This is a genomic window from Occallatibacter sp. (assembly GCF_049510455.1).
In the GTDB taxonomy this organism is placed as follows: Bacteria; Acidobacteriota; Terriglobia; order Terriglobales; family Acidobacteriaceae; genus Telmatobacter.
Map to the genome: position 1 here is coordinate 1 of NZ_JBEKYX010000039.1, position 19,978 is coordinate 19,978.

Sequence of the window (19,978 nt, forward strand, 5' to 3'; positions counted from 1 at the left end):
GAGGTGGACTCCGGATGGCTCGTACCGGGGCGTCAACATAACATTGACAAGTCTTTTCGCCAGTGCCTACGACATAAAAATGGATCTCATCTCTGGGGCTCCCAGCTGGGTTGAGAACACACACTTTGACGTAGAAGCCAAGGTCGCCCCCGAGGATGCTGAGGCCGTAAAGAAACTCACGCAGGACCAGCGGCGTGCCATGTTAAGGTCGCTTCTTGAAGACCGTTTTCATCTCAAAGCTCACGTCGAAACCAAAACACTGCCGGTTTATGAATTGGTTGTTGCCAAAGGCGGTTCAAAGCTGACGCCTGCAGCTCCGGACCCTCCTCCATCGCCCGATGCCAAGCCAGATGATCCCCCGAAAAATCGCGGACGCATGATGATGAGCTCCAACACGTTTGAAGGCACCGACATTCCTATCAACAGTTTTGTTGCAAACCTGGCCTATATCGTCAGCCGCACTGTGATCGACAAAACCGGCCTTACCGGCAAGTACGACATGAAGCTCAAGTGGACGCCTGAAGACCAGGTCATGTCAGCGGGCTCAAGCTCCGGCGCGAACACAGACTCCGGCCCCTCCATCTTCACCGCACTCGAAGAACAACTGGGCTTGAGGCTGGTTTCCAGCAAAGGCCCCGTCGATACGCTGGTGATCGATCATGTTGAAATGCCCACGGAGAACTGAAATGGAGACAGATGAAGACTCTATCGGGCGAGCAACGTAGTTCGATGCTGGTGGCTTTGCTCGAAGAGTGCATCGCCCTGAAATATCGCTAGAAAAGACACCGCAATCAGGAGAGTTTCAACAGATCCCTAAGGCTGGGGTGGAGGTTGTACCCACTCTAGCTTTGTAGACATACACTGTTTGCGATTCGCGCCTTCACCTATGATCGCACCTTCTGAATATGAAAGCCCCTTTGCATCGTAACAAAATGGATGGCTATAATCTGCTCTCGCTCTCGCTTGCACGATATCTCGTAAGCCCGGGTACGCAATAATTGATAATGCAAAGGCAAGCAGAACAAGAACTCGGCAAACCATCGCGGGTATTCTAATTTCCTGCAACTTGTAGATCATCAGTCCATTGCCTCTTTTTTCGAGTTATTAAATACTGCTGATTTCTGGTAGAGAACAGCTAAAATAACTTTCAATCTCACGCTTATTGTCGCCGGTGAACGCTCCATCCCATCGTTTTTGGATAAAGCCATTAGCATCCAAAACCAGAGTGGTGGGTGTGGCGTTTGGCTGAAGCGAAATTGGTGTATTTTTGGACACTGAGTACACCTGGAACGGCAGGCGATTGTGCTGCAAATAGTCGCTCAATCCGTCGTTAGTCAGCGATATACCATAAAAAACATATTTATCCTTAGTCAGGCCGACCAAGGATTCTAAGCTCGATAAGTTACGCCGACACCAAATACAACTCGGTGTGAAAAAGTAGAGTACTGTCGGCAAGGGCTTTCCCCGGAATGCCAAATCTATATGATTTCCTTCAATTGAATCTACCGGCAATTGTGGTATAGGCCCATGTACGACCAACGAACGTCCAGACTCAGACGGCGATTGATGATTTTGATTCGCGGCTATCCGCTTCGGAGCTAAGTAAACGTTCAGTGCGAGAGAACAACAAAGCAAAAACAGAAGCAAGAACTCGTGCGGCCTAAAAGACTGCTTGACTGATTCAACAGTCGAATCCGACATAAGATCTTACTCTTATTTCTGACGCAAATGCGTACTCAAACGGCAATTAAAATTTTAGACAACCTCTCATTGAACCGGACAGAGGTGGTTATTCACCTTGAACCGGACAGATGTGGTTATTCACCCATACCCCATTGGTGCTGCACATTTGACCGCCTCTGCATGCGCCCGAGCTATAGCACAGGCTCGCATAAACGCACTGGTTTGCTGAGCAGGGGGAAGTCTGTGCGGCAACTTTGGTCTCAGAGATGTAGCCGGGGACCGCAATGGCACACATCGCAACAGCAATTATGGACGAAAATCTACCGCACCGAAGCCAGATCGATTTCTTCATGGTACCCACTCGCCCCCTATATGGAATTAAATTCGCAGCAATAGTTTCATAAGCCATCTCAGGAGTCAAGAAATATTTTAGGGGCAACAATGCGATTGCGAAATCTTAGGCATCCATCATATTGTTACAGCTACCCCGTTCTCATGAGGTTTCCAATGGCTACCGTTGCACGAAAGATGTTAGTGGTTGCGTTTATTCTGGGCCTGACAGTTATACCAAAAGCAGCGACAATAGCACCAGTTGAATTCTCACAAGTGCCTGAATTTGAAGTTGCAAGCATTCATGAGAACAAAACTGGCGATGGATGGAAGTTGCGTTTCACCTCAGCTGGCATGATAGCCATGAATGTTTCGCTGGAAGAACTTGTCCGCGAAGCATACGGGGTGTACGACGAGAAGCTTCTGTCTGGAGGTCCAAAATGGCTCAGTTCAAAGACCTTTGATATCGAAGCAAAGTTCGACACTTCCCGATTCAAGAACCCCACGGCGGATCAGCAAAGGCGGATGTTGCAGAAGTTACTTCAGGAACGCTTCAGACTTGTGATCCATCACCAATCCAAGTCATTTCCTGTCTATGCACTCGTAGTAGTGAAGAATGGATCGCAATCAAAGGAGTCAGGTAATGGATCGATGGTTGAGGACAGCACGTACGGTCAAATGTGCCAAATCCTGCGAAGTGGCTCAGGCATCAATCAGAGTAAAGAATGTACGATGGCAGACTTGGCATTTCAACTATCCTTCCTTCCGGAGGTTGGTCGCACTGTTGTCGATCAAACCGGACTTAACGGGCGCTATGATTTCGAACTGCATTGGGCGCCGGTTTCTGCCAACGAATCAATAGCAAGCGCTTCTCCTTTCCCGCAGATATTTACAGCGCTCCAGGAACAACTTGGATTGCAACTCAAACCTACCAACGCACCATTGGATACGATCGTTATCGATCAAGTTGAAATGCCCTCAGAAAATTGATCTCTTTTCCTGAGCTAACTTTTTTTGAGCCGAAACTGAGGTGCATCAACATGGCACGGGATGTTCGATGAAGCGATGGCTGGCCAAACTTCTACTCGCTGCTGCGCTGTCCGGTTTTTCGGGCGCAGGGCTGGCGCATGCTGCTGAGTATTACGGCCAGGTCACCTTCAACGGCCTGCCCGCGCCGGGCGCAACTGTCACCGCCACGCAGGGCGACAAGCACTTCACCGTTCTCAGCGATGAGCGCGGCTTCTATCGCTTTGCCGACTTGCCCGACGGCACATGGAAGCTCGAAATCTCGCTGTCCGGCTTCGCTCTCATCCATGCTGAAGTGACAATTTCCGCGCAGGCCGCGCCGGGCAAATTCGAGCTCGCCATGCTGCCGCTCGACCAGTTGAAGAAAATGTCCACCGAAGTGCGCGCGGGTGCAGCGCCGAAGCCTGTGCTTGAAGCGGCGTCCAAAAAGCCCGATGGGGCAACACCGAACGCGCCGGTCGCGATCCCCAAGCCGGCCGAAGATCAGAACCAGCAGTCGAACGATGGCTTCCTCGTCAACGGCAGCGTGAATAACGCGGCCACCTCGCAGTACTCGCTCGACCGCGCCTTCGGCAATCGCCGCCCGAACTCGAAAAGCCTGTACAACGGCGGCGTTGCCGTAATTCTCGACAACTCCGCGCTCGACGCCAAGCAATACTCGCTCTCGGGCTTTGACACGCCCAAGCCCGCCTACGACCGCATCACCTTGGGCTTCACCATCGGTGGTCCGCTCAGGATTCCGCATCTCTTGCCGCGCGGCCCAAACATGTTCTTCGCCTACCAGGGCACGCGCAACCATACTGCTGTCACCGATCCCGCGCTGGTGCCTACCGAAGACGAGCGCACAGGCAATCTGCTGAACGCCGCTGGCCAGCCTGCAACGATCATCGATCCCTCAACAGGCCAGCAGTATCCCAACAATCAGGTCCCGGTCAGTGCGCAGGCTGCGGCGTTGCTCAAGCTGTACCCCTTGCCCAACCTCACCGGCAACTCGCCCTACAATTTTCAAATCCCGGTGCTCAACAGCACCCATTCGGACGTGGTGCAACTGCGGCTCGACAAATCCCTTGGCCGTCGCGATCAGGTCTACGGCAACTTCAACCTCTCCAGCACGCGTGCCGGCAACGAAAACCTGTTCAGCTTCGTTGACACCACCGACACACTCGGCTTGAACACAACCATCAACTGGGCGCACCGCTTCAACCGCGGCCTGTTCTTCAACACCGCATACCACTTCAGCCGCCTGCGCACGCTGATACGTCCGGAATTTGCAAATCAGCAGAACATTGAAGCCGAAGCCGGCATCGGCGGCGTCAGCACCGACGCCGCAGACTGGGGACCGCCGGCGTTGAATTTCACCAGCGGCATCGCAGCGCTCAGCGACTCCCAGAGCGCCTTCAACCGCAGCCGCACTGACGGCTTCTCCGCATCCATCGGCTTCTATCACGGCCGTCACAACATCACTGCCGGAGCAGACCTGCGCAAGCAGCAGTACAACGAATTCTCTCAGCAGGACCCGCGCGGCACCTTCAGCTTCGTCACCGGCACAGCGACCGGTTCCGCCACCGGCTCTGACCTTGCCGATTTCCTCATCGGTATCCCTGACGCCAGTTCCATCGCCTTCGGCAACGCCGACAAATACCTGCGGCAAACGGTCTACGACGCCTACGCTACCGACGACTGGCGCCTGCTTCCCTCGCTCACCATCAACGCCGGCGCAAGGTGGGAGTACGGCGCGCCCATGACGGAATTATTCAACCGTCTCGTCAATCTCGATATCTCATCAGGTTTTGCTGGAGCCCAGCCTGTGCTCGCGAGCGACCCCGTGGGCCCGCTCACCGGCGAGCATTACCCCGCATCGCTGGTGCGGCCTGACCGGCTCGGCATTGAGCCGCGAGTCGCTCTCTCATGGCGTCCCATCCCCGCCTCCACCATCGTCGTCCACGCCGGCTACGGCGTCTATCACGACACTTCGGTTTACCTCACGCCCATCCTGCAACTGGCCCAGCAGGCTCCGCTGTCGAAAACCGTCAGAGTCCAGAACGGCCCCGACTGCCCGCTCACCCTCGCCGATGGCTTCCCGCAATGCACCACCACCACGCCGAACACCTTTGCCGTGGACCCCAACTTTCGCGTCGGCTATGCGCAGGTCTGGCAGCTTTCTGTGCAGCGCGATCTACCCGGCGCCATGCAGGGTGTCGTGACCTACATGGGCACCAAGGGCACTCGCGGCGTGCAGGAATTTCTGCCCAACAGCTACCCACTTGGCGAGGCGAACCCCTGCCAGAGCTGCCCATCGGGCTTTGTGTATGAAACCTCCGGCGGCGACTCGACGCGCGAGTCCCTGCAGGGCCAGTTGCGCCGCCGCCTGCGCGCGGGCTTCATGGCCTCGGTGCTCTACACGTATTCAAAATCCATCGATGACGACTCCGCGCTCGGCGGCCAGGGCCACACCGCGACCTCAACGTCCAGCGATTCCTCATCGGCATCGACAGCCGCATCCGCATTGCAAACCTCGCCGTCCATCGCGCAGAACTGGCTCGACCTCAAGGCCGAGCGCTCCTTATCGGCTTTTGACCAGCGCCATCTCGTGAACATTCAAGCGCAGTACACATCGGGCCAGGGCCTTGAAGGCGGCACGCTGCTCGGCGGCTGGCCCGGCCGCATCCTCAAGGAGTGGACCATACTGACGCAGATCACCGCTGGCTCCGGCCTGCCGCAATCTCCGGTCTATCCGGCCGTCATTCCCGGCACCGGCTCATCCGGCTCCATACGCCCCTCGCTTACCGGCGCGCCAATTTACACATCGGGCGGCAGTACGCACCTGAATGCCTCCGCATACACCGCGCCCGTCCCAGGCGAATGGGGCGCCGCGGGCAGAAACTCCATCACCGGCCCGGATCAGTTCAGCCTCGACAGCGCCTTGCAGCGCACCTTCCGCACCGGCCATTATTTTCTTGACGTGCGACTGGACGCAACCAACCTTCTCAATCACGTTGTCTTCACAAGCTGGAACGCAACCTACGGCAACCAGCTATTCGGCCAGCCCGTCTCCGCCAACGCCATGCGCAGCGTGCAAACCACCATCCGGTTGAGGTTCTGACCATGCGCAGATTTTTTGTGTTGATCCTCACGCTCATCGTCACCGCATCTGCAGGCGCGCAGCAGATCGGCCAGAACAAGTCTACAAGCCCGGCTGACGATTACACGCTCACAGTCAAGGTGCAGCTCGTCGTCGAAACCGTCAGCGTAAAGGACAAGCAGGGCAATCCCGTGCGCGGTCTCACCGCAAGGGATTTCAACATCAGCGAAGACGGAGCGCCGCAAACGATCAAATTCTGCGAGTTCCAGAGCCTCAAGGAAAACGCGCAGCCGCTGCCCGTCTCAAAGGCCGGCCAGGAAGACATCCACATCTACAAGAAGCTCAACCGCACGGAGATCACGCCGGAAAAGCCGGACGCCGAGCGCTATAAGAATCGCCGCCTGCTTGCGCTCTACTTCGACATGTCCGCCATGCGCCCTGCCGACCAGATTCGCGCGCTGCACGCGGCTGAGCAGTTCATCCGCACGCAGATGACCACCGTCGATCTGGTCTCCATCATGCGCTACAACAGCGCAACCGTCGATATTCTGCAGGACTTCACCACCGACCGCGACAAGCTGCTTAGCATTCTTGAAACCATGATCGTTGGAGAAGGTCAGGAGTCCGCGGAAGACGTGGACGATGCCAGCAGCGCCGACACCGGCGCAGCTTTCGGACAGGATGACAGCGAGTTCAACATCTTCAACACCGACCGCCAGCTCTCGGCCTTGCAGACTGCGGCTAAAATGCTCGGCCAGATCAGCGAAAAGAAATCGCTCATCTACTTCGCGGGCGGCCTGCGCCTGAATGGAGTCGACAACCAGGCGCAGCTCCACGCAACCGTCGACGCAGCCATCCGGGCCGGCGTTTCCTTCTGGCCCATCGACGCCCGCGGCCTGGTTGCCGAAGCCCCGCTCGGCGACGCCACGCAGGGCTCCTCCGGCAACGCCAACATCTACACCGGCGCTGCGGCCAACGCCTTGACGAATCAATTCCAGATCTCGCAGGACACGCTTTACGCGCTGGCCGGCGATACCGGCGGCAAAGCCCTGCTCGATACCAACGACCTCGATCGCGGCATCGTTCAGGCGCAGGACGCAATCGGCGACTACTACGTCATCGGCTACTACACCACCAACGCCGAGCGCAACGGAAAATTCCGCCACGTGCGCATCTCGCTCGCTTCAAACGCGGAAGCAAAGCTCGATTACCGCCAGGGCTACTACGCCGACAAAGAATTCAAGCAGTTCAATGCTGTTGACAAGGAACGCCAGCTTGAAGACGCGCTGATGCTCGACGATCCCGTCACCGATCTCTCCATCGCTATGGAGATCGATCACTTCCAGCTCAACCGCGCCGAGTATTTCGTCCCCATCGTAGTGAAAATTCCGGGGCGCGAACTGGCCTTAGCCAAGCGCGGCGGCGCCGAGCACACTCTCATCGACTTCGTCGGCGAAATCAAGGACATGGTCGGCAACGTGACCGTGACCAACGTGCGCGACAACGTCAACATCAAGCTCTCGGATGCGTCAGCCGCCGAGCTTGCGCACCGGCCCATCGAGTACGACACCGGCTTCACGCTCCTGCCTGGCAAATACATGATCAAGTTCCTCGCGCGCGACGACGAAACCGGCCGCATCGGAACCTATCAGACAACCTTCATCATTCCCAACCTGAACAAAGAGACCCAGCGCGTGCCCATCAGCTCGGTCGTGCTCAGCAGCCAGCGCATCGATCAGAAGAATGCTATCTACGACGCGGCGAAAGCCAAGGATCGCGAAAAGGAAGAGGCCGTCAACCCACTCGTAGCCGACGGAAAAAAGCTGGTGCCCAGCGTCACGCGCGTCTTCAGCGCCAATCGCGAGCTGTACGTCTATCTGCAGGCTTACAAGCCGCCTGCAACACCTGCCGCTGCGCCAACTGCCGCGCCCGCCGATGCCACGCCCCCCGTTGTTCAGCCATTGATCGCCTTCGTGAGCTTCTACTCAGGTGACGCGCAGGTCTTCCGCACCACGCCCATCGCCGTTGCGCCCAACGCCGCCACGCGCCTCGGCGTCACCCCGCTCAGCTTTGACATCGGTCTCGCGTCGCTTGCGCCCGGCCAGTACCAGTGCCAGGTCACGGTCCTCGACCCGGCAAGCTCGAAAGCAACTTTCTGGCGCGCCCCCATCGTCATCGCACAGTAAGCTGTCAGAATTTTGCAGCGCGAAGCGCCAGGCCGTAGGCCACGGAAGTGAATTCGTTACCGCCGCGGATGCGATCCGTACCAAAACGGCTTGCAAAAATGCGACGCACGGCGGGTACGAACGAACTGCCGCCAGTGAGAAAGACGCAATCCACCTGCTGTGCTGACACGCCGCTCACGGCCAGCAGCGAGTCCACGCAGTGCTCAATGGAGGCCAGATCTTCTGCAATCCACTCCTCAAACTCGCGGCGTGTGACCGGGATGCGCAGGTCAACGGTGGACGAGTGCGGGCCGCCGTCACGAAAACGAAATTCGGCCTGCTCGCTGCGCGAAAGCTCAAATTTCACCTGCTGCACGGCCTGATGGAGCTGATAGCCGAGGTCGCCATCAATGACAGCCATGAGCGCGGCAATTTTCTCCGGCTCAAGGGCACGTGCGTATGCGCTTTTCAGAATCTCGCGCACATTATTCGTTCGCAAAAAAGAAAGATAGTGCCAGCGCTCGAGGTTGGCATAAATCCACGCGGGTACTGCAGGCAGAATTTTGTTGAGTGAGCGGGCCTCGGAGTTGGATCCAAGCGCGGGCGAAACCAGCTTGTGCACAATGCGGGCGTCAAATGCGTCTCCGGCAAGGCCCACACCGGTGTTGCCCAGCAGGTCGGACGCTTGACGGCCGTGGCGGTTGATTCCCGGCCCTACGCGGAGCAGCGAAAAGTCGCTGGTGCCTCCGCCGAAGTCGCCAATCAGGATCAGTTCGTCGTGATCCAGCGTGGACTCGTACGCATAGGCCGCACCCAGTGGCTCCATTTCAAACTGGACATCTTCAAATCCTGCGGCAAGGAAAGAATCGCGCAGGCGGCTCACGGCAAAGTCATCGTCTTCCTCGCAGTCCGCGCCCACAAAACGCACCGGACGGCCCACAGTGGCGAAGCGAATCTCTTGTCCGAATTGTTCTTCGGCATGTCTGCGGAGGTCTGAGATGATTCGCGCTACCAGTTCTTCCACGCGATGGCGTCGACCGAAGATCTCCGTGCCGGTGAGCGTGCGGCTGGAGAGATGCGACTTCAGTGACTGGATGAGGCGGCCTTTTTCTTCGGCATCCAGATAGTGCTCAATGGCCTGCGGACCGGTGTATCCGTGGGCGCGCTTCATGCCGCTCGCGGTTTTTACCTGCTCCAGATACAGCACCGAGCGAAAGGATGGAATTGCTTCGCCGCGGAAGGAAAACGAGACCAGTTGGATTTGCCCGTCGGGCCCGGCAAGCGCTACGGAGCTGTTAGTGGTGCCGAAGTCGATACCAACCGCGCCCTTTCGAATATGGGAGACCTTGGGAGCATGAGAAGCCGGTTTTGCTGCGCGAAAATCCATTTTCTAATTATGGCCTTTTCGCGCCGATGGCAAAATGGCGGGTAGGGTGTTCACTACAGCCAACACGGTCCTCCACTGCAAAGGGCCGGCTCTCGGCTTAACTTCCCACAAGCGCGTTCATTGCTTCAAATCGGACCAGCAAAATTAACGCAGGCCTCAATGCGTGGCTCGGACTGATAGCTCCAATTGAGAAAAGCCATCCCTCACTGGCTCAATTTAGAACCGGGACCAGGTATGCTTCCATCCTGGGGGGAACGGCGTTGTCGCATCCTTACCCAGGCAGAGGTCCTGATCATGGAACAGAATTTCGCCGCAATAATTCTTGGTGGAACCGGACAAGTCGGCGGTGCAGCCGTCGCGGAACTGCTGGCAACTTCGGAATGCCGGCAAGTGGTGATGGTCACCAGAAAGCCCATTGCGGCGCAATCGCGGGTGCGCAACGTCGTGCTTGATACTGGCGCTGCCGACTTTGCCGAGCGCACTGCCGCCCTTGCTCGTGAAGTTTTAAGCCAGGGTCCCGTCAGTGCAGTGAGCTGTGTGGGTGTCGGTTCTGGATCGATGCGCTGGAGCGAAGAAGAATTGCAACGACTTGAGATCGGCGTCGTCGGTGCCTTTGCCCGTGGCTGCCATGATGCCGGGATTGCCCAGTTCTGCCTGCTTTCTGCGGCAGGAAGCGCAGCCCGCAGCCGGATTCGCTACGCGCGAGTCATGGGCATGAAGGAAGACACTGTGCGCAATGTCGGCTTTGCGCGCCTTGCTATATTTCGTCCCGGCATCATTGTCGGCAACGCCCACACCCCGGCCTGGGCCGGTTGGTTGGGAAGCCTCGTGCCTGGGGCGTTTGGCAATATCGATCAGCGAATTCTCGGTCGCGCCATCGCCGCGGAGATAGCTTTGCACAATCGAGAGGTTGGTGAAGTTACCCGCGAAAATGCTGCAATGAAAAAACTCGCTGCGCAGCTCCGATAGCGTGCCATAGGAATTCTTGTATGGGATCTAGGCGAAATGAATAGTGAGAGAAAAACCGGAAGAACGATACCTCTTGGTTCCGGATGACCATCATCCGTGCTGCATCTGACCTACCCCATCACCGTTACAGCAACCAGCGGAACGCTGCAGCACACGGTCACAGTCAACCTGACAGTGGAGTAGAGAACTTCATGAGAACACTTTACCGCTTCCTCTCTCCACTTCTATTTCGTCCGCGAATCGAGGTGCAAGAATCGCGATCAGAGAATAGCCTGCAAAATGCCGATAGGCGCAATAATCTGAGAGCGCTCTCCACTCCATTGCGGTCAGAAAATCCTGGATTTTGCGGGGAAATTCAAGAGATTCAAGTGAACTATGTCTTCTAGGAGATTGATCCTAAATGTCATGGCGGAGAGGGGGAGATTCGAACTCCCGATACGCTTTCACGTATGACCGCTTTCGAGGCGGTTCCATTCAACCGGGCTCTGGCACCTCTCCGGGACTCTTCCATCATAACAAGCCAGCTAATAAGAGTCCATCGCTTCGCGGGCCTTGTCATGGACACCAGGAACCAGATGGGCATAGCGCATGACCATTGTTAGCCGCGTATGTTCGCCGCGCGGATGAGAGCATGCTCTCGCGGCTGCTCGTCGAAACCGGCATCCTTCTGGCAGCTTCGCGCTCGAACCCGGCGACGGTCCTCCGGATGCAGCCAGCACGTACAAGGTAGACACCGATGCCATTGCCCTCAAAGTGAAGCAGGAGTTTGCGGCCAAAGAGAAGGCTGAGAAGACCACGCAATCCTCCCCAAAGGCTGGCAAAAAGGCGGCCTGACAAACAAAGCTCGAAGGGGCAGCGCTTCGCTGCCCTTCTTTTTTTGCTGCCCGAAATTCGCGCAGGGAGAACCCGTGGAGCTTTCTACCTGCACCCTTATCCCGCTGCCGGCCCCCGCTCGCCGGTTGCGCTGCAGGAGTTAAGTTCCTCCTCCTGCACCCTCCCTGAGATTTGACGTTACTTCATAGCCATCCCGGTAAGCTGCTCGCAGGCGTTCATAAAAGAGTCCTGAAGGCTATGATCGAGCGCTGCTGCCAGTGCAGGTTCTGATTGAAGATGGTAGAAATACTTTCCTGAAACACGGACGGCGGGGTCGTCGCTTACTGCCAGCCAGGCCTGAGTGCGGTGGGCTTGCTTAAGGTCGTCGTTTGCGCCGGGGCCGCCCATTTTGGTTGCCACCCAGCCGGGCGTCATCGCATTACACAACACATCGGGGTACTGACGCGCCATCGCAAACGCGAGCAGAAGGTTGTGCAGCTTTGAATCGGAATAGGCCTGCAGACCATTCCAGGCCCTGTTCTCCCAGTTCAGATCGCGAAGGCTCGGATCGCCATCCTTATGCAGACCGGAACTGATGTAGACCAACCGCTTCGGTGGGGATATGAGCGCGGTGAGGACGTAGGGCGCGAGGCTATTGATGGCGAAGACATGGGCGAATCCGTCCGCCGTGTTGACGCGCCGCGGTTCCTGATAACCCACCGCTGCGTTATGAATGATCGCGTCGAATGTTCCAAGAGCATTCGCTTGCTCCGCGACGGAATGCATCTGCCGCAGGCTGGAAAGATCACCGACCACCACAGCTTCGGCCTCCGGCAGCTTGCGATGTGTTTCCGCGGCGCGCTCCTCGCTACGCGCGTGCAAAACCACGGTGTGGCCTTGCGCCACCAGCAGTTGTGCGGCCATAAGGCCGAGGCCATCAGATGATCCAGTGATGAAAATGCGACTCATATTGCTTGCTCCTTCATGTTGCCCAGTCGTTCTTTTGCGGAGGGAAAAAGTTCCAGAGCGCGTCGACCAATCGTTTGCAACTGTTCGGGCACGATGCCAGGGAAATCGAGTAAGGCCCTTGGATTGGTCTCCATCGTGCAGTCTGTCGAGCAGGGCACGCCACAGTCAGAGCCATACACGAGGCGATCGGGACTGGTATCCAATCTCAACGGCGATCGATGACGCATACACCGTTTGTGCCTTTCAAAAGCGGTTGAGTCTCCCTGTTTTCACGGCTGGAGACTCAAGCCTGGATCGTTCTCTCGTACAGACGTGAAGCTATGCCTGAACCAATGACCCGATGACCTCCGATAGCTCTGTCATGCCTTTCCGAACCGTGTGCCGTTCTCCCTCGAAATCGATCCATCCTTCGTTGAAGCCGTCGATCATACGGATGCGTGGCAGGGGGTAGGTCATTCCTTGCGAACGAAACAGTTCTTCCCAGCTCGATCGAGGCACAATTTCAGTTCGCACCGGAGTGCCAAGTGCGCTCTCAAAAGCCGCTGCCACATCGGCAGCTGAGTACCGCTCATGAGCTTCCAGCTCGACGACCCGTAAACCCTGCCAGGTTTCACCGAGAAGCTCCAAAGCGATTTGAGAGATGTCCTTCGTCGCGATCATCGGAATCTTGTGATCGAGCGGTTGCAGAAAGCTTCGCACCACTCCGGTTTTGGCGGAAGTGACATCCCAGGATGCGTTCTCCATAAACCACGCCGCCCGCAGAAACGCCACCGGCACGGAAACCGTGCGAAGCATGGCTTCGGTTATGCCGGAGTTGTTGAGCAGATTGAACTCAACGACGTGCGCGCCTACGGTCGACAGGAATACGACCTTCTCCGGCTGCGCCATTTCGATGGCCTCACGAATCGCAGCCGCATTCCGTTCGGCATCCGGAAATCCTGGTTCGGGATCGTAATTGGGCGGCGTCATCAGGAACACTCCTTCGGCGCCGCGAAATGCTTCCGTCAGTGCTGTTGCGTCGTCGAGGTTCGCGATGGAAATCTCGCAACCCTTGGCGGCCCACTCCTCTCCTTTTGCGGCGGTCCGAACGACGGCCCGTACCTTGTGTCCCTCTGCGAGAAGCGTGGAAGCAATCTGGCCGCCGACCTTTCCCGTAACGCCGGTAATGACAAACATGAATCCTCCTGTTTCGAGCGGAAAGCTCAGAACTGACTATCTGATGGCGGAAAGAATAGCTGCGTTTCATGCATGAAAAGCATAGTAGTATTGCTGTTAGAGCGATAATCATGTCATTTGACGAACATACTCTAAGCGACGCGCATGTGTTCGCTGCGGTCGTCCGAAACGCAAGCTTTGCAGGCGCCGCCAGAGCCATGAAGCTCTCTCAATCCGTGACGAGCCGCGCCGTTGCGCGCCTTGAGAGGCGTCTTGGGGTGCGGGTCTTGGACCGAACCACCCGATCTGTCGCTCTGACCGACGAGGGCCGAACTCTCTTGGAGCGATTGGAGCCGCTGCTGGACGGTTTTGAGGAGGCCTTTGCTTCCATTGCGGAAAAACGATCGAAAGTTCAGGGGAAATTGCGTGTGAAGATGCACCCTCTGCTTTCGCATGTCATTCCCGGCGCTCAACTCAAAATTTTCCTTGAAAGTTATCCAGACCTGTCAGTCGAACTCATCAGCAGTGACCGGGTGGGAGATTTGGTCAGCGAGGGTATCGACCTTGCTCTTACCGTAGGCGATTTACCCCCTTCGAATTTCATCGCAAAGAGGCTTTTGAACACACGGGTCATCACCGTAGCGGCTCCCGATTACATCGCCACACACGAGAAGATCAACGATCCTGGCGATCTTATCCGTGGGAGGCATACCCTCATCGATTACCGCAACCCCGAGACCGGCAGACCCTTCCCTTGGGAACTCCATCGGGGACGAAAAATCGTGAAGATCGACACGCCCGGTAAGTTGATCGTCAGCGACATCGTCAGCTTCCATCGGATCTGCACCTCGGGCTGGGGCATCGCTCAAGTTCTTGAGATCGCAGTCAGACCCATGCTTTCATCGGGCGCACTGGTCGAAGTCCTGCCTGACTGGGGTGATGAGCGCTTTCCCATTCACGTCATTTATTCGTCGCGGAACTACGTTCCTCCCAGGACGCGCGCCTTCCTGAATTTCATTTCATCTGCCGTAGACGAGAGGCCATAGGCGACAGGAAAATCGCCTTTGCCGGCTGATTCGTGATGACGGTGAGTCAAGCGGGATCGAGAAAAGCAGCTTAGCTCAGCCGGCGAACATCTTGCGTCAACATCTTCTTGAATGTCCCGGGAAGGAGCCTGCGGAGTTGCCCGAGGCGCACGGGACCAGATGGCAACGCGCACAGTATTTGCACCCTCCACTTACTTTGGAAAAGCACTGCGGCTGCAATCGTAGCGCTGTGTACATATTTTGTGTCTGTTGATTCATCCGAGTTGTCAGAACTTTGGCAGTTGCGGCGTATCCCATCCACCGCCGACGGCTTTTACGAGGAGGACGCTGGCATCCATGCGACGACGCTCAATGTCGATGTCATTGCGCTGATTTGTCAGGAGCACCGTTTGTGCCGTGATGACCTGAAGGTAGTTGTCTACGCCGCCCTCATACCTTTCGTTGAAGGGTCGAAGCGATTTCTCGGCAGATGCCGTGGCCTGTTGCTGTTGTCGCGACTCCTTCTCAAGAATGCGCAAGGCGGTAAACAGCGCGTCACATGCAAAGTAAATGCTATCTCAAAACTGAATAGTCTCTCGTAGCTGGAAGAAGCAATGGCAAGTTTCGGTCGCTATATATGGGAGTACGCGAACGAGAAGGGCGACCTGCGCCTCGAAGACTTCACTCGCCATCGTTGCGACCTCCAGCGTTGAATAGTTCGATCGGAAGCGTGATCTGATAGCGCGAGTCGAAGTGGCCTTGGGGAGCGAGTTGACGCTTTCCTTTCCCGAGATAGATGGAAGACTGATCCAGATCTTTGAACCAGGCATGTCCATGCCTGTCCGCGTACCAGAGAAAGAGGCGCTTTACCTTCACACTCTTGCATTCCCGCAGGAGCTTTCCCAACAGTTGAGGACGGAGATTGGCTAAGCGGAAATTGGTATTTGGTGCAGTACAGTGCAGTCCCAGGTGAGAGAATCCGCTTGTGATGTCATTGAAAATGAGGGAATTATCGAAGTTTGGTATTCGGTGCGGCACAGTGCGGCCCCGAAAGGGACCGCTCACTGGATTTCGAGGCGGGTGCATTCAACCACTCTGCCGCCTCTCCATATCGATTGGACTCTCTTAGTCTAATGGGTCAGCATCCGCATGGAATGCCGCGACAGCCCAATATGCTTCCTGAGCATCACACACTCCCGGAATGATACTGTACCCTTTGATTGCGTTTCGCCGAAAAGATACCGCACAGGAGCAAGCCCATCCCATGATGGAATTCCACATCGCGCGAGCCGTGCGCCAGCGCTACCACTTCGACGAAACCCTGTTCTCCTTTAACGGCAACGTCGTCTTTGCCTCGCTCTCCGCCTGCCGTGACTTCGCGCATCGCATGAATCTCGTCCGCGAAGTGGAAATACACCCCGAGCTCACCGTCCACGCCGGCCAGCTTTACGCCATGGGCCTCATCGACGAGGCCAGCCACGCCCTCATTGCCCGCTACCGTGAGCGCTTCGATCCTGAATTTCTCACCAGCGCGCTCGAATGGTTCGCCGGACAGGTCGGCGGCGCAGAGGTCGACAAGCTTCTCCTCACCTTTGTCGAACAGTTTCCCGGCTCCACAGTCATCCGCGGCGAACAGACCTCACTGCAGTGGCTCGTTGCCTCCACCTCAGGCCGCCCGCATCGTGAAGTCGCTCTTGAAGAGCTTCTCCTGCTCTGGACTGCCAACCATAATCTCGCTTTCCAGCCCTTCAACGAGCTCTTCAACGACTCCGCGCTCGCGCAATCCACCGTCTACCGTGAAGTCGCAGAGCAGCTTCCCGACTACTTCGCCACGCGCCCGCTCATACCCATTGAAGGCGCCGAGCCGCTCGATCTTCTCTCGCTCCTCACAGCCCCCGCGCAGGCCGCACCCACATCGCTTCGAGCGCAGCTTGAGCACCTGCGCCAGCTTTGGAAGCCGTTGCTCGGCGAATCCCTAGATCGCTTCCTTCTCGTAGCCGGAGAAGTCCTTCACGAAGAAGAGCTAGCTATCTGGATGCAGTTCAACCCACCGGCTGTTCAAGCCAAGGCCGCCGCAGCACAGGCCGCACAGCAGCGCGAGTTAGCCCGCCAACAAGGTCTTCATCAAGACTGGGGCGGTCTTGAAAGCCGCGCGGAAGTCCCCACCTACGGCGATCCCGCGCAGGAATACGAAAAGTTCTCACCTGACACCGCCTGGATGCCGGAAACGGTGATGATCGCCAAGAGCACCTACGTCTGGCTCGCCCAGCTCAGCAGGGCGCTCGGCCGTGAAATCACGAAACTCGATGAAATCCCCGACGAAGAGCTCGCCACTCTCGCAGCCCGCGGCATAAACACTCTCTGGCTCATCGGCGTCTGGGAGCGCAGCCGCGCATCGCGCACCATCAAGCTTCTCATGGGAAACACGGATGCAGTAGCCTCCGCCTACTCGCTCTTCGATTACCGTATTGCCGACGATCTCGGCGGCGATCCCGCCTACACGCGCCTCCGCGATCGCGCCTACCATCACGGCATCCGCCTCGCCAGCGACATGGTTCCCAACCACATGGGCATTGACTCGCCCTGGGTAGTTGACCACCCCGAGTGGTTCATGGCCCGCGGCGACTCGCCCTACCCGGCCTACAGCTTCAACGGCCCCGACCTCTCCGCCGATCCCCGCGTCGAAATCAAAATCGACGACAAATACTTCTCGCAGGAAGACGCTGCCGTAGTCTTCCGCCGCCGTGACAACCACACCGGCGACATCCGTTACATCTACCACGGCAATGACGGCACCAGCTTCCCCTGGAATGACACCGCGCAGCTCGACTACATGAACCCCGACGTCCGCGAGCATGTCATCCAGACCATCCTTCACGTCGCGCGTCTCTTTCCCGTCATCCGCTTCGATGCCGCCATGACACTCGCCAAGCGCCACTTCCATCGCCTCTGGTTTCCTGGCCCCGGCGCAAGCGGTGCCATTCCCTCACGCGCCGAATACGGCATGACCCAGGCCGAATTCGATCGCTACATGCCGCAGGAATTCTGGCGCGAAGTAGTTGATCGCGTCGCCGTCGAAGTCCCCGGCACACTGCTTCTCGCGGAAGCCTTCTGGCTCATGGAAGGCTACTTCGTCCGCACCCTCGGCATGCACCGCGTCTACAACTCGGCCTTCATGGTCATGCTCCGCGATGAAGACAACGCCAACTACCGCACCGTCCTCAAAAACACCATCGAATTCGATCCCGACATCCTCAAGCGCTACGTCAACTTCATGTCGAACCCCGACGAGCGCACCGCCATCGACCAGTTCGGCAAAGGCGACAAGTGCTTCGGCGTCGCAGTCCTCATGGCTACGCTTCCCGGCCTGCCCATGTTCGGCCACGGCCAGATTGAAGGCTTCACCGAAAAATACGGCATGGAGTACCGCCGCCCGCGCTACAACGAAGACCCTGTTCCCTCGCTCATCGCGCGCCATCAGCGTGAAGTCGCCCCGCTCCTCAAACTCCGCCGCCTCTTCGCGGAGTCCGTCCACTTTCTCTTCTACGATTTCGTGCAACCCTCCGGTGCCGTCGACGAAAACATATTCGCCTACTCCAACCGGGCCGGCAACGCGCGCGCGCTCGTCGTCTACAACAACGCTTACAGCTCCACACGCGGCTCCATCCGCCAGTCTGTCCCTTATGCTGACAAGTCCACCGGCACGCTCCGCGAGCAGTCTCTCTGGCAAGGCCTTGGCTTCAACGCCGCGGATAACATGCCCAGTGCCATCGTCGCCTTCACTGACTCGCTCACGGGTCTTGAATATCTCATCCGTTCCACGGAACTCGCCAACCGCGGCGTAACGTTCTCGCTTCATGCTTATGAATCCCGCGTCCTGCTCAATTGGCGCGTCCTTCATGTATCGGCGCACAAGCCCTGGGACAAACTCTGCGACCAGCTCGCAGGCGCAGGCGTGCCGCATCTTGAAGACGCACTCGCCAACTACGAGCTCCGTCCCGTCCACGCCGCCATCGCCGCCGCGCTGGACCCCGTTCTCGTCCGCCACCTCGCAGGCAACGCCACCATCACACCCACGCTCATGCCTGCGGCCGCCATCCCCGCCTCTGCCGCAAAGAGCAGGGAACTGGGCGCTTATCTCGATGACGCATGGTCTCGGGTTGAATCGCTCTTCGTTCAGGTCCGCTCCGCGCAAACCCGCACTGTAACGCCGCAGCCTGAACAGCCAGAGCCGTCTGAAGAAGATCTCACAGAAGAATCGGCAGCCTTCCGTAAACTCATCCGCGCAGCCCTTCGCATCCCATCGCTTGAGGCCGCATTCCCCGCCCCCTGGCCAGCCGCCGCGCGCCGTATTCTACCGTCAGCCAGTCCGCTCACCGCTTCCACGGCGCTCTGGGGCCCAGTGCTCGCCTGGTGCATCCTGCAAACGCTCGCCGAATCCGTTAACGCACGGAATCCAGAAGCGGAAGCACTTGTTCTCTTTGATCGCCTCCGTCTCCGCGAGCCATTCGCCAAAGCCTTCCAGGCCCTCGGGATGGAAAGCAACGATGCCTGGCGCGCCGCAGCCCGCATCAAAATCCTGCTGCTCGTTCAGACTCAAGCCGAAAACATAGAAGCCGAATCGCCCATCATCCCGCGCGATCTTTGGCACGATCCAGACTTCCGCTGGCTCACCGGCATCCACGAAGCCGAAGGCCACGAATACATCGTCCGCGAACCGTATGAAGAGCTGCTCTGGTTCCTCCATCTCCCGGACCTGCTCGCGCTCGCCGCGCAGTCAGTGCCAAACCTGTCCGCGATTAAACAACTCGTCCAGAAGCTGGAAAAGAACCTCGCCGCTCTCGAGGCCGCAGGCTATCGTCCCGACAAACTGATCGTACCCGAACTCGTTGAAGAGTCTGAATCCCCCGCCGAACCCGTCGCAGAATCAATCTTGAAACCAGCCGCCGAACCCATCGAAGAGCCAGGCTCCGAAGAACCAGAATCCGAAGCAACAGAGCCGCAATCGGAGCCGGAAACAATCGACACGTCTCAACTCAAACCGGAACCGTCCGCGCTCGCTGCTGAAGCAAGAGAAGATTCCGAAGCTGAATCGGAAGATGAACTGAAAGACAAGAGCGAAGACAAAACTGAATCGGATCAAGAAAAGGAAGAATAATCTAAAACCTATGGAACGCTTCTGCGCCAATTGCCACGCTGTTCTTGCCGAAGAAACCAAGGCCGACTGGTGTCCAGCCTGCGGTGGCGCGCTCCTCGAACGCGCATCCGATCCCGCACTCCATCCCGCCGCCGCAGGCAAGCCGGAAGTCGATCACCGCGGCATAATCCTGCCCCGCCGCCACGCCCTCGGCGGTATCATCACGCCACAGTAGCT

The 19,978-nt window shown here is 57.6% G+C and carries 15 protein-coding genes and 1 tRNA gene; 8 read left to right on the forward strand and 8 right to left on the reverse strand.

What is annotated here, in order from left to right; all coding sequences use genetic code 11:
- Positions 1–685, forward strand: a 685-nt coding sequence (locus ABSG47_RS08975) for a TIGR03435 family protein (protein WP_424169010.1), incomplete at its 5' end; no start/stop codon positions are given.
- A gap of 419 nt (positions 686–1,104) precedes the next feature.
- Here the strand turns inward: ABSG47_RS08975 and ABSG47_RS08980 are convergent.
- Positions 1,105–1,701: a TlpA family protein disulfide reductase gene (locus tag ABSG47_RS08980; protein WP_424169012.1), complete on the reverse strand. Its 597-nt coding sequence runs from the start codon at positions 1,699–1,701 to the stop codon at positions 1,105–1,107.
- A gap of 489 nt (positions 1,702–2,190) precedes the next feature.
- Here ABSG47_RS08980 and ABSG47_RS08985 point away from each other — a divergent pair, with 489 nt between their 5' ends.
- The 3 genes from ABSG47_RS08985 to ABSG47_RS08995 all read left to right on the forward strand — a co-directional run bounded on the left by ABSG47_RS08985 (position 2,191) and on the right by ABSG47_RS08995 (position 8,307).
- Positions 2,191–3,003, forward strand: a complete 813-nt coding sequence (locus ABSG47_RS08985) for a TIGR03435 family protein (RefSeq protein WP_424169014.1) — start codon at positions 2,191–2,193, stop codon at positions 3,001–3,003.
- 67 nt (positions 3,004–3,070) lie between these two features.
- A complete protein-coding gene (locus ABSG47_RS08990; protein ID WP_424169016.1) occupies positions 3,071–6,142 on the forward strand; it encodes an outer membrane beta-barrel protein in 3,072 nt (1,023 codons plus the stop codon).
- A gap of 2 nt (positions 6,143–6,144) precedes the next feature.
- Complete coding sequence (locus ABSG47_RS08995) at positions 6,145–8,307, forward strand: VWA domain-containing protein (RefSeq protein WP_424169018.1); 2,163 nt, start codon at positions 6,145–6,147, stop codon at positions 8,305–8,307.
- A gap of 4 nt (positions 8,308–8,311) precedes the next feature.
- On the opposite strand, the gene ABSG47_RS09000 is transcribed toward ABSG47_RS08995, so the two are convergent.
- Positions 8,312–9,673: an Hsp70 family protein gene (locus tag ABSG47_RS09000; protein ID WP_424169020.1), complete on the reverse strand. Its 1,362-nt coding sequence runs from the start codon at positions 9,671–9,673 to the stop codon at positions 8,312–8,314.
- 294 nt (positions 9,674–9,967) lie between these two features.
- On the opposite strand from ABSG47_RS09000, the gene ABSG47_RS09005 reads away from it, so the two are divergent.
- Positions 9,968–10,642, forward strand: coding sequence for a Rossmann-fold NAD(P)-binding domain-containing protein (locus ABSG47_RS09005; RefSeq protein WP_424169022.1), 675 nt, complete (start codon positions 9,968–9,970; stop codon positions 10,640–10,642).
- 406 nt (positions 10,643–11,048) lie between these two features.
- Here ABSG47_RS09005 and ABSG47_RS09010 read toward each other — a convergent pair.
- The 3 genes from ABSG47_RS09010 to ABSG47_RS09020 form a co-directional block, all read right to left on the reverse strand.
- Positions 11,049–11,140, reverse strand: a tRNA-Ser gene (locus ABSG47_RS09010).
- Between the two features lie 513 nt (positions 11,141–11,653).
- On the reverse strand, positions 11,654–12,424 hold the full coding sequence (locus tag ABSG47_RS09015; protein ID WP_424169024.1) for an SDR family NAD(P)-dependent oxidoreductase: 771 nt from the start codon (positions 12,422–12,424) through the stop codon (positions 11,654–11,656).
- 318 nt (positions 12,425–12,742) lie between these two features.
- Entirely contained in the window at positions 12,743–13,600 is an 858-nt protein-coding gene (locus tag ABSG47_RS09020; protein ID WP_424169026.1) for an NmrA family NAD(P)-binding protein, read from the reverse strand.
- Positions 13,601–13,710: 110 nt separating this feature from the next.
- Here ABSG47_RS09020 and ABSG47_RS09025 point away from each other — a divergent pair, with 110 nt between their 5' ends.
- A complete protein-coding gene (locus ABSG47_RS09025; RefSeq protein ID WP_424169028.1) occupies positions 13,711–14,625 on the forward strand; it encodes a LysR family transcriptional regulator in 915 nt (304 codons plus the stop codon).
- Positions 14,626–14,695: 70 nt separating this feature from the next.
- Here the strand turns inward: ABSG47_RS09025 and ABSG47_RS09030 are convergent, their stop codons facing one another.
- The 3 genes from ABSG47_RS09030 to ABSG47_RS09040 all read right to left on the reverse strand — a co-directional run bounded on the left by ABSG47_RS09030 (position 14,696) and on the right by ABSG47_RS09040 (position 15,690).
- Positions 14,696–14,926: a winged helix-turn-helix transcriptional regulator gene (locus ABSG47_RS09030; RefSeq protein WP_424169030.1), complete on the reverse strand. Its 231-nt coding sequence runs from the start codon at positions 14,924–14,926 to the stop codon at positions 14,696–14,698.
- On the reverse strand, positions 14,892–15,143 hold the full coding sequence (locus tag ABSG47_RS09035) for a TolC family protein (protein WP_424169032.1): 252 nt from the start codon (positions 15,141–15,143) through the stop codon (positions 14,892–14,894). Before ABSG47_RS09035 ends, ABSG47_RS09030 begins: the two co-directional genes overlap by 35 nt.
- A gap of 142 nt (positions 15,144–15,285) precedes the next feature.
- Entirely contained in the window at positions 15,286–15,690 is a 405-nt protein-coding gene (locus ABSG47_RS09040; RefSeq protein ID WP_424169034.1) for a type IV toxin-antitoxin system AbiEi family antitoxin domain-containing protein, read from the reverse strand.
- A gap of 178 nt (positions 15,691–15,868) precedes the next feature.
- On the opposite strand from ABSG47_RS09040, the gene ABSG47_RS09045 reads away from it, so the two are divergent.
- Both ABSG47_RS09045 and ABSG47_RS09050 read left to right on the forward strand, forming a co-directional pair.
- On the forward strand, positions 15,869–19,762 hold the full coding sequence (locus ABSG47_RS09045; RefSeq protein WP_424169036.1) for an alpha-amylase family protein: 3,894 nt from the start codon (positions 15,869–15,871) through the stop codon (positions 19,760–19,762).
- Positions 19,763–19,772: 10 nt separating this feature from the next.
- Positions 19,773–19,976, forward strand: a complete 204-nt coding sequence (locus ABSG47_RS09050; protein WP_424169038.1) for a hypothetical protein — start codon at positions 19,773–19,775, stop codon at positions 19,974–19,976.
- The last annotated feature ends 2 nt before the right edge of the window (positions 19,977–19,978 follow it).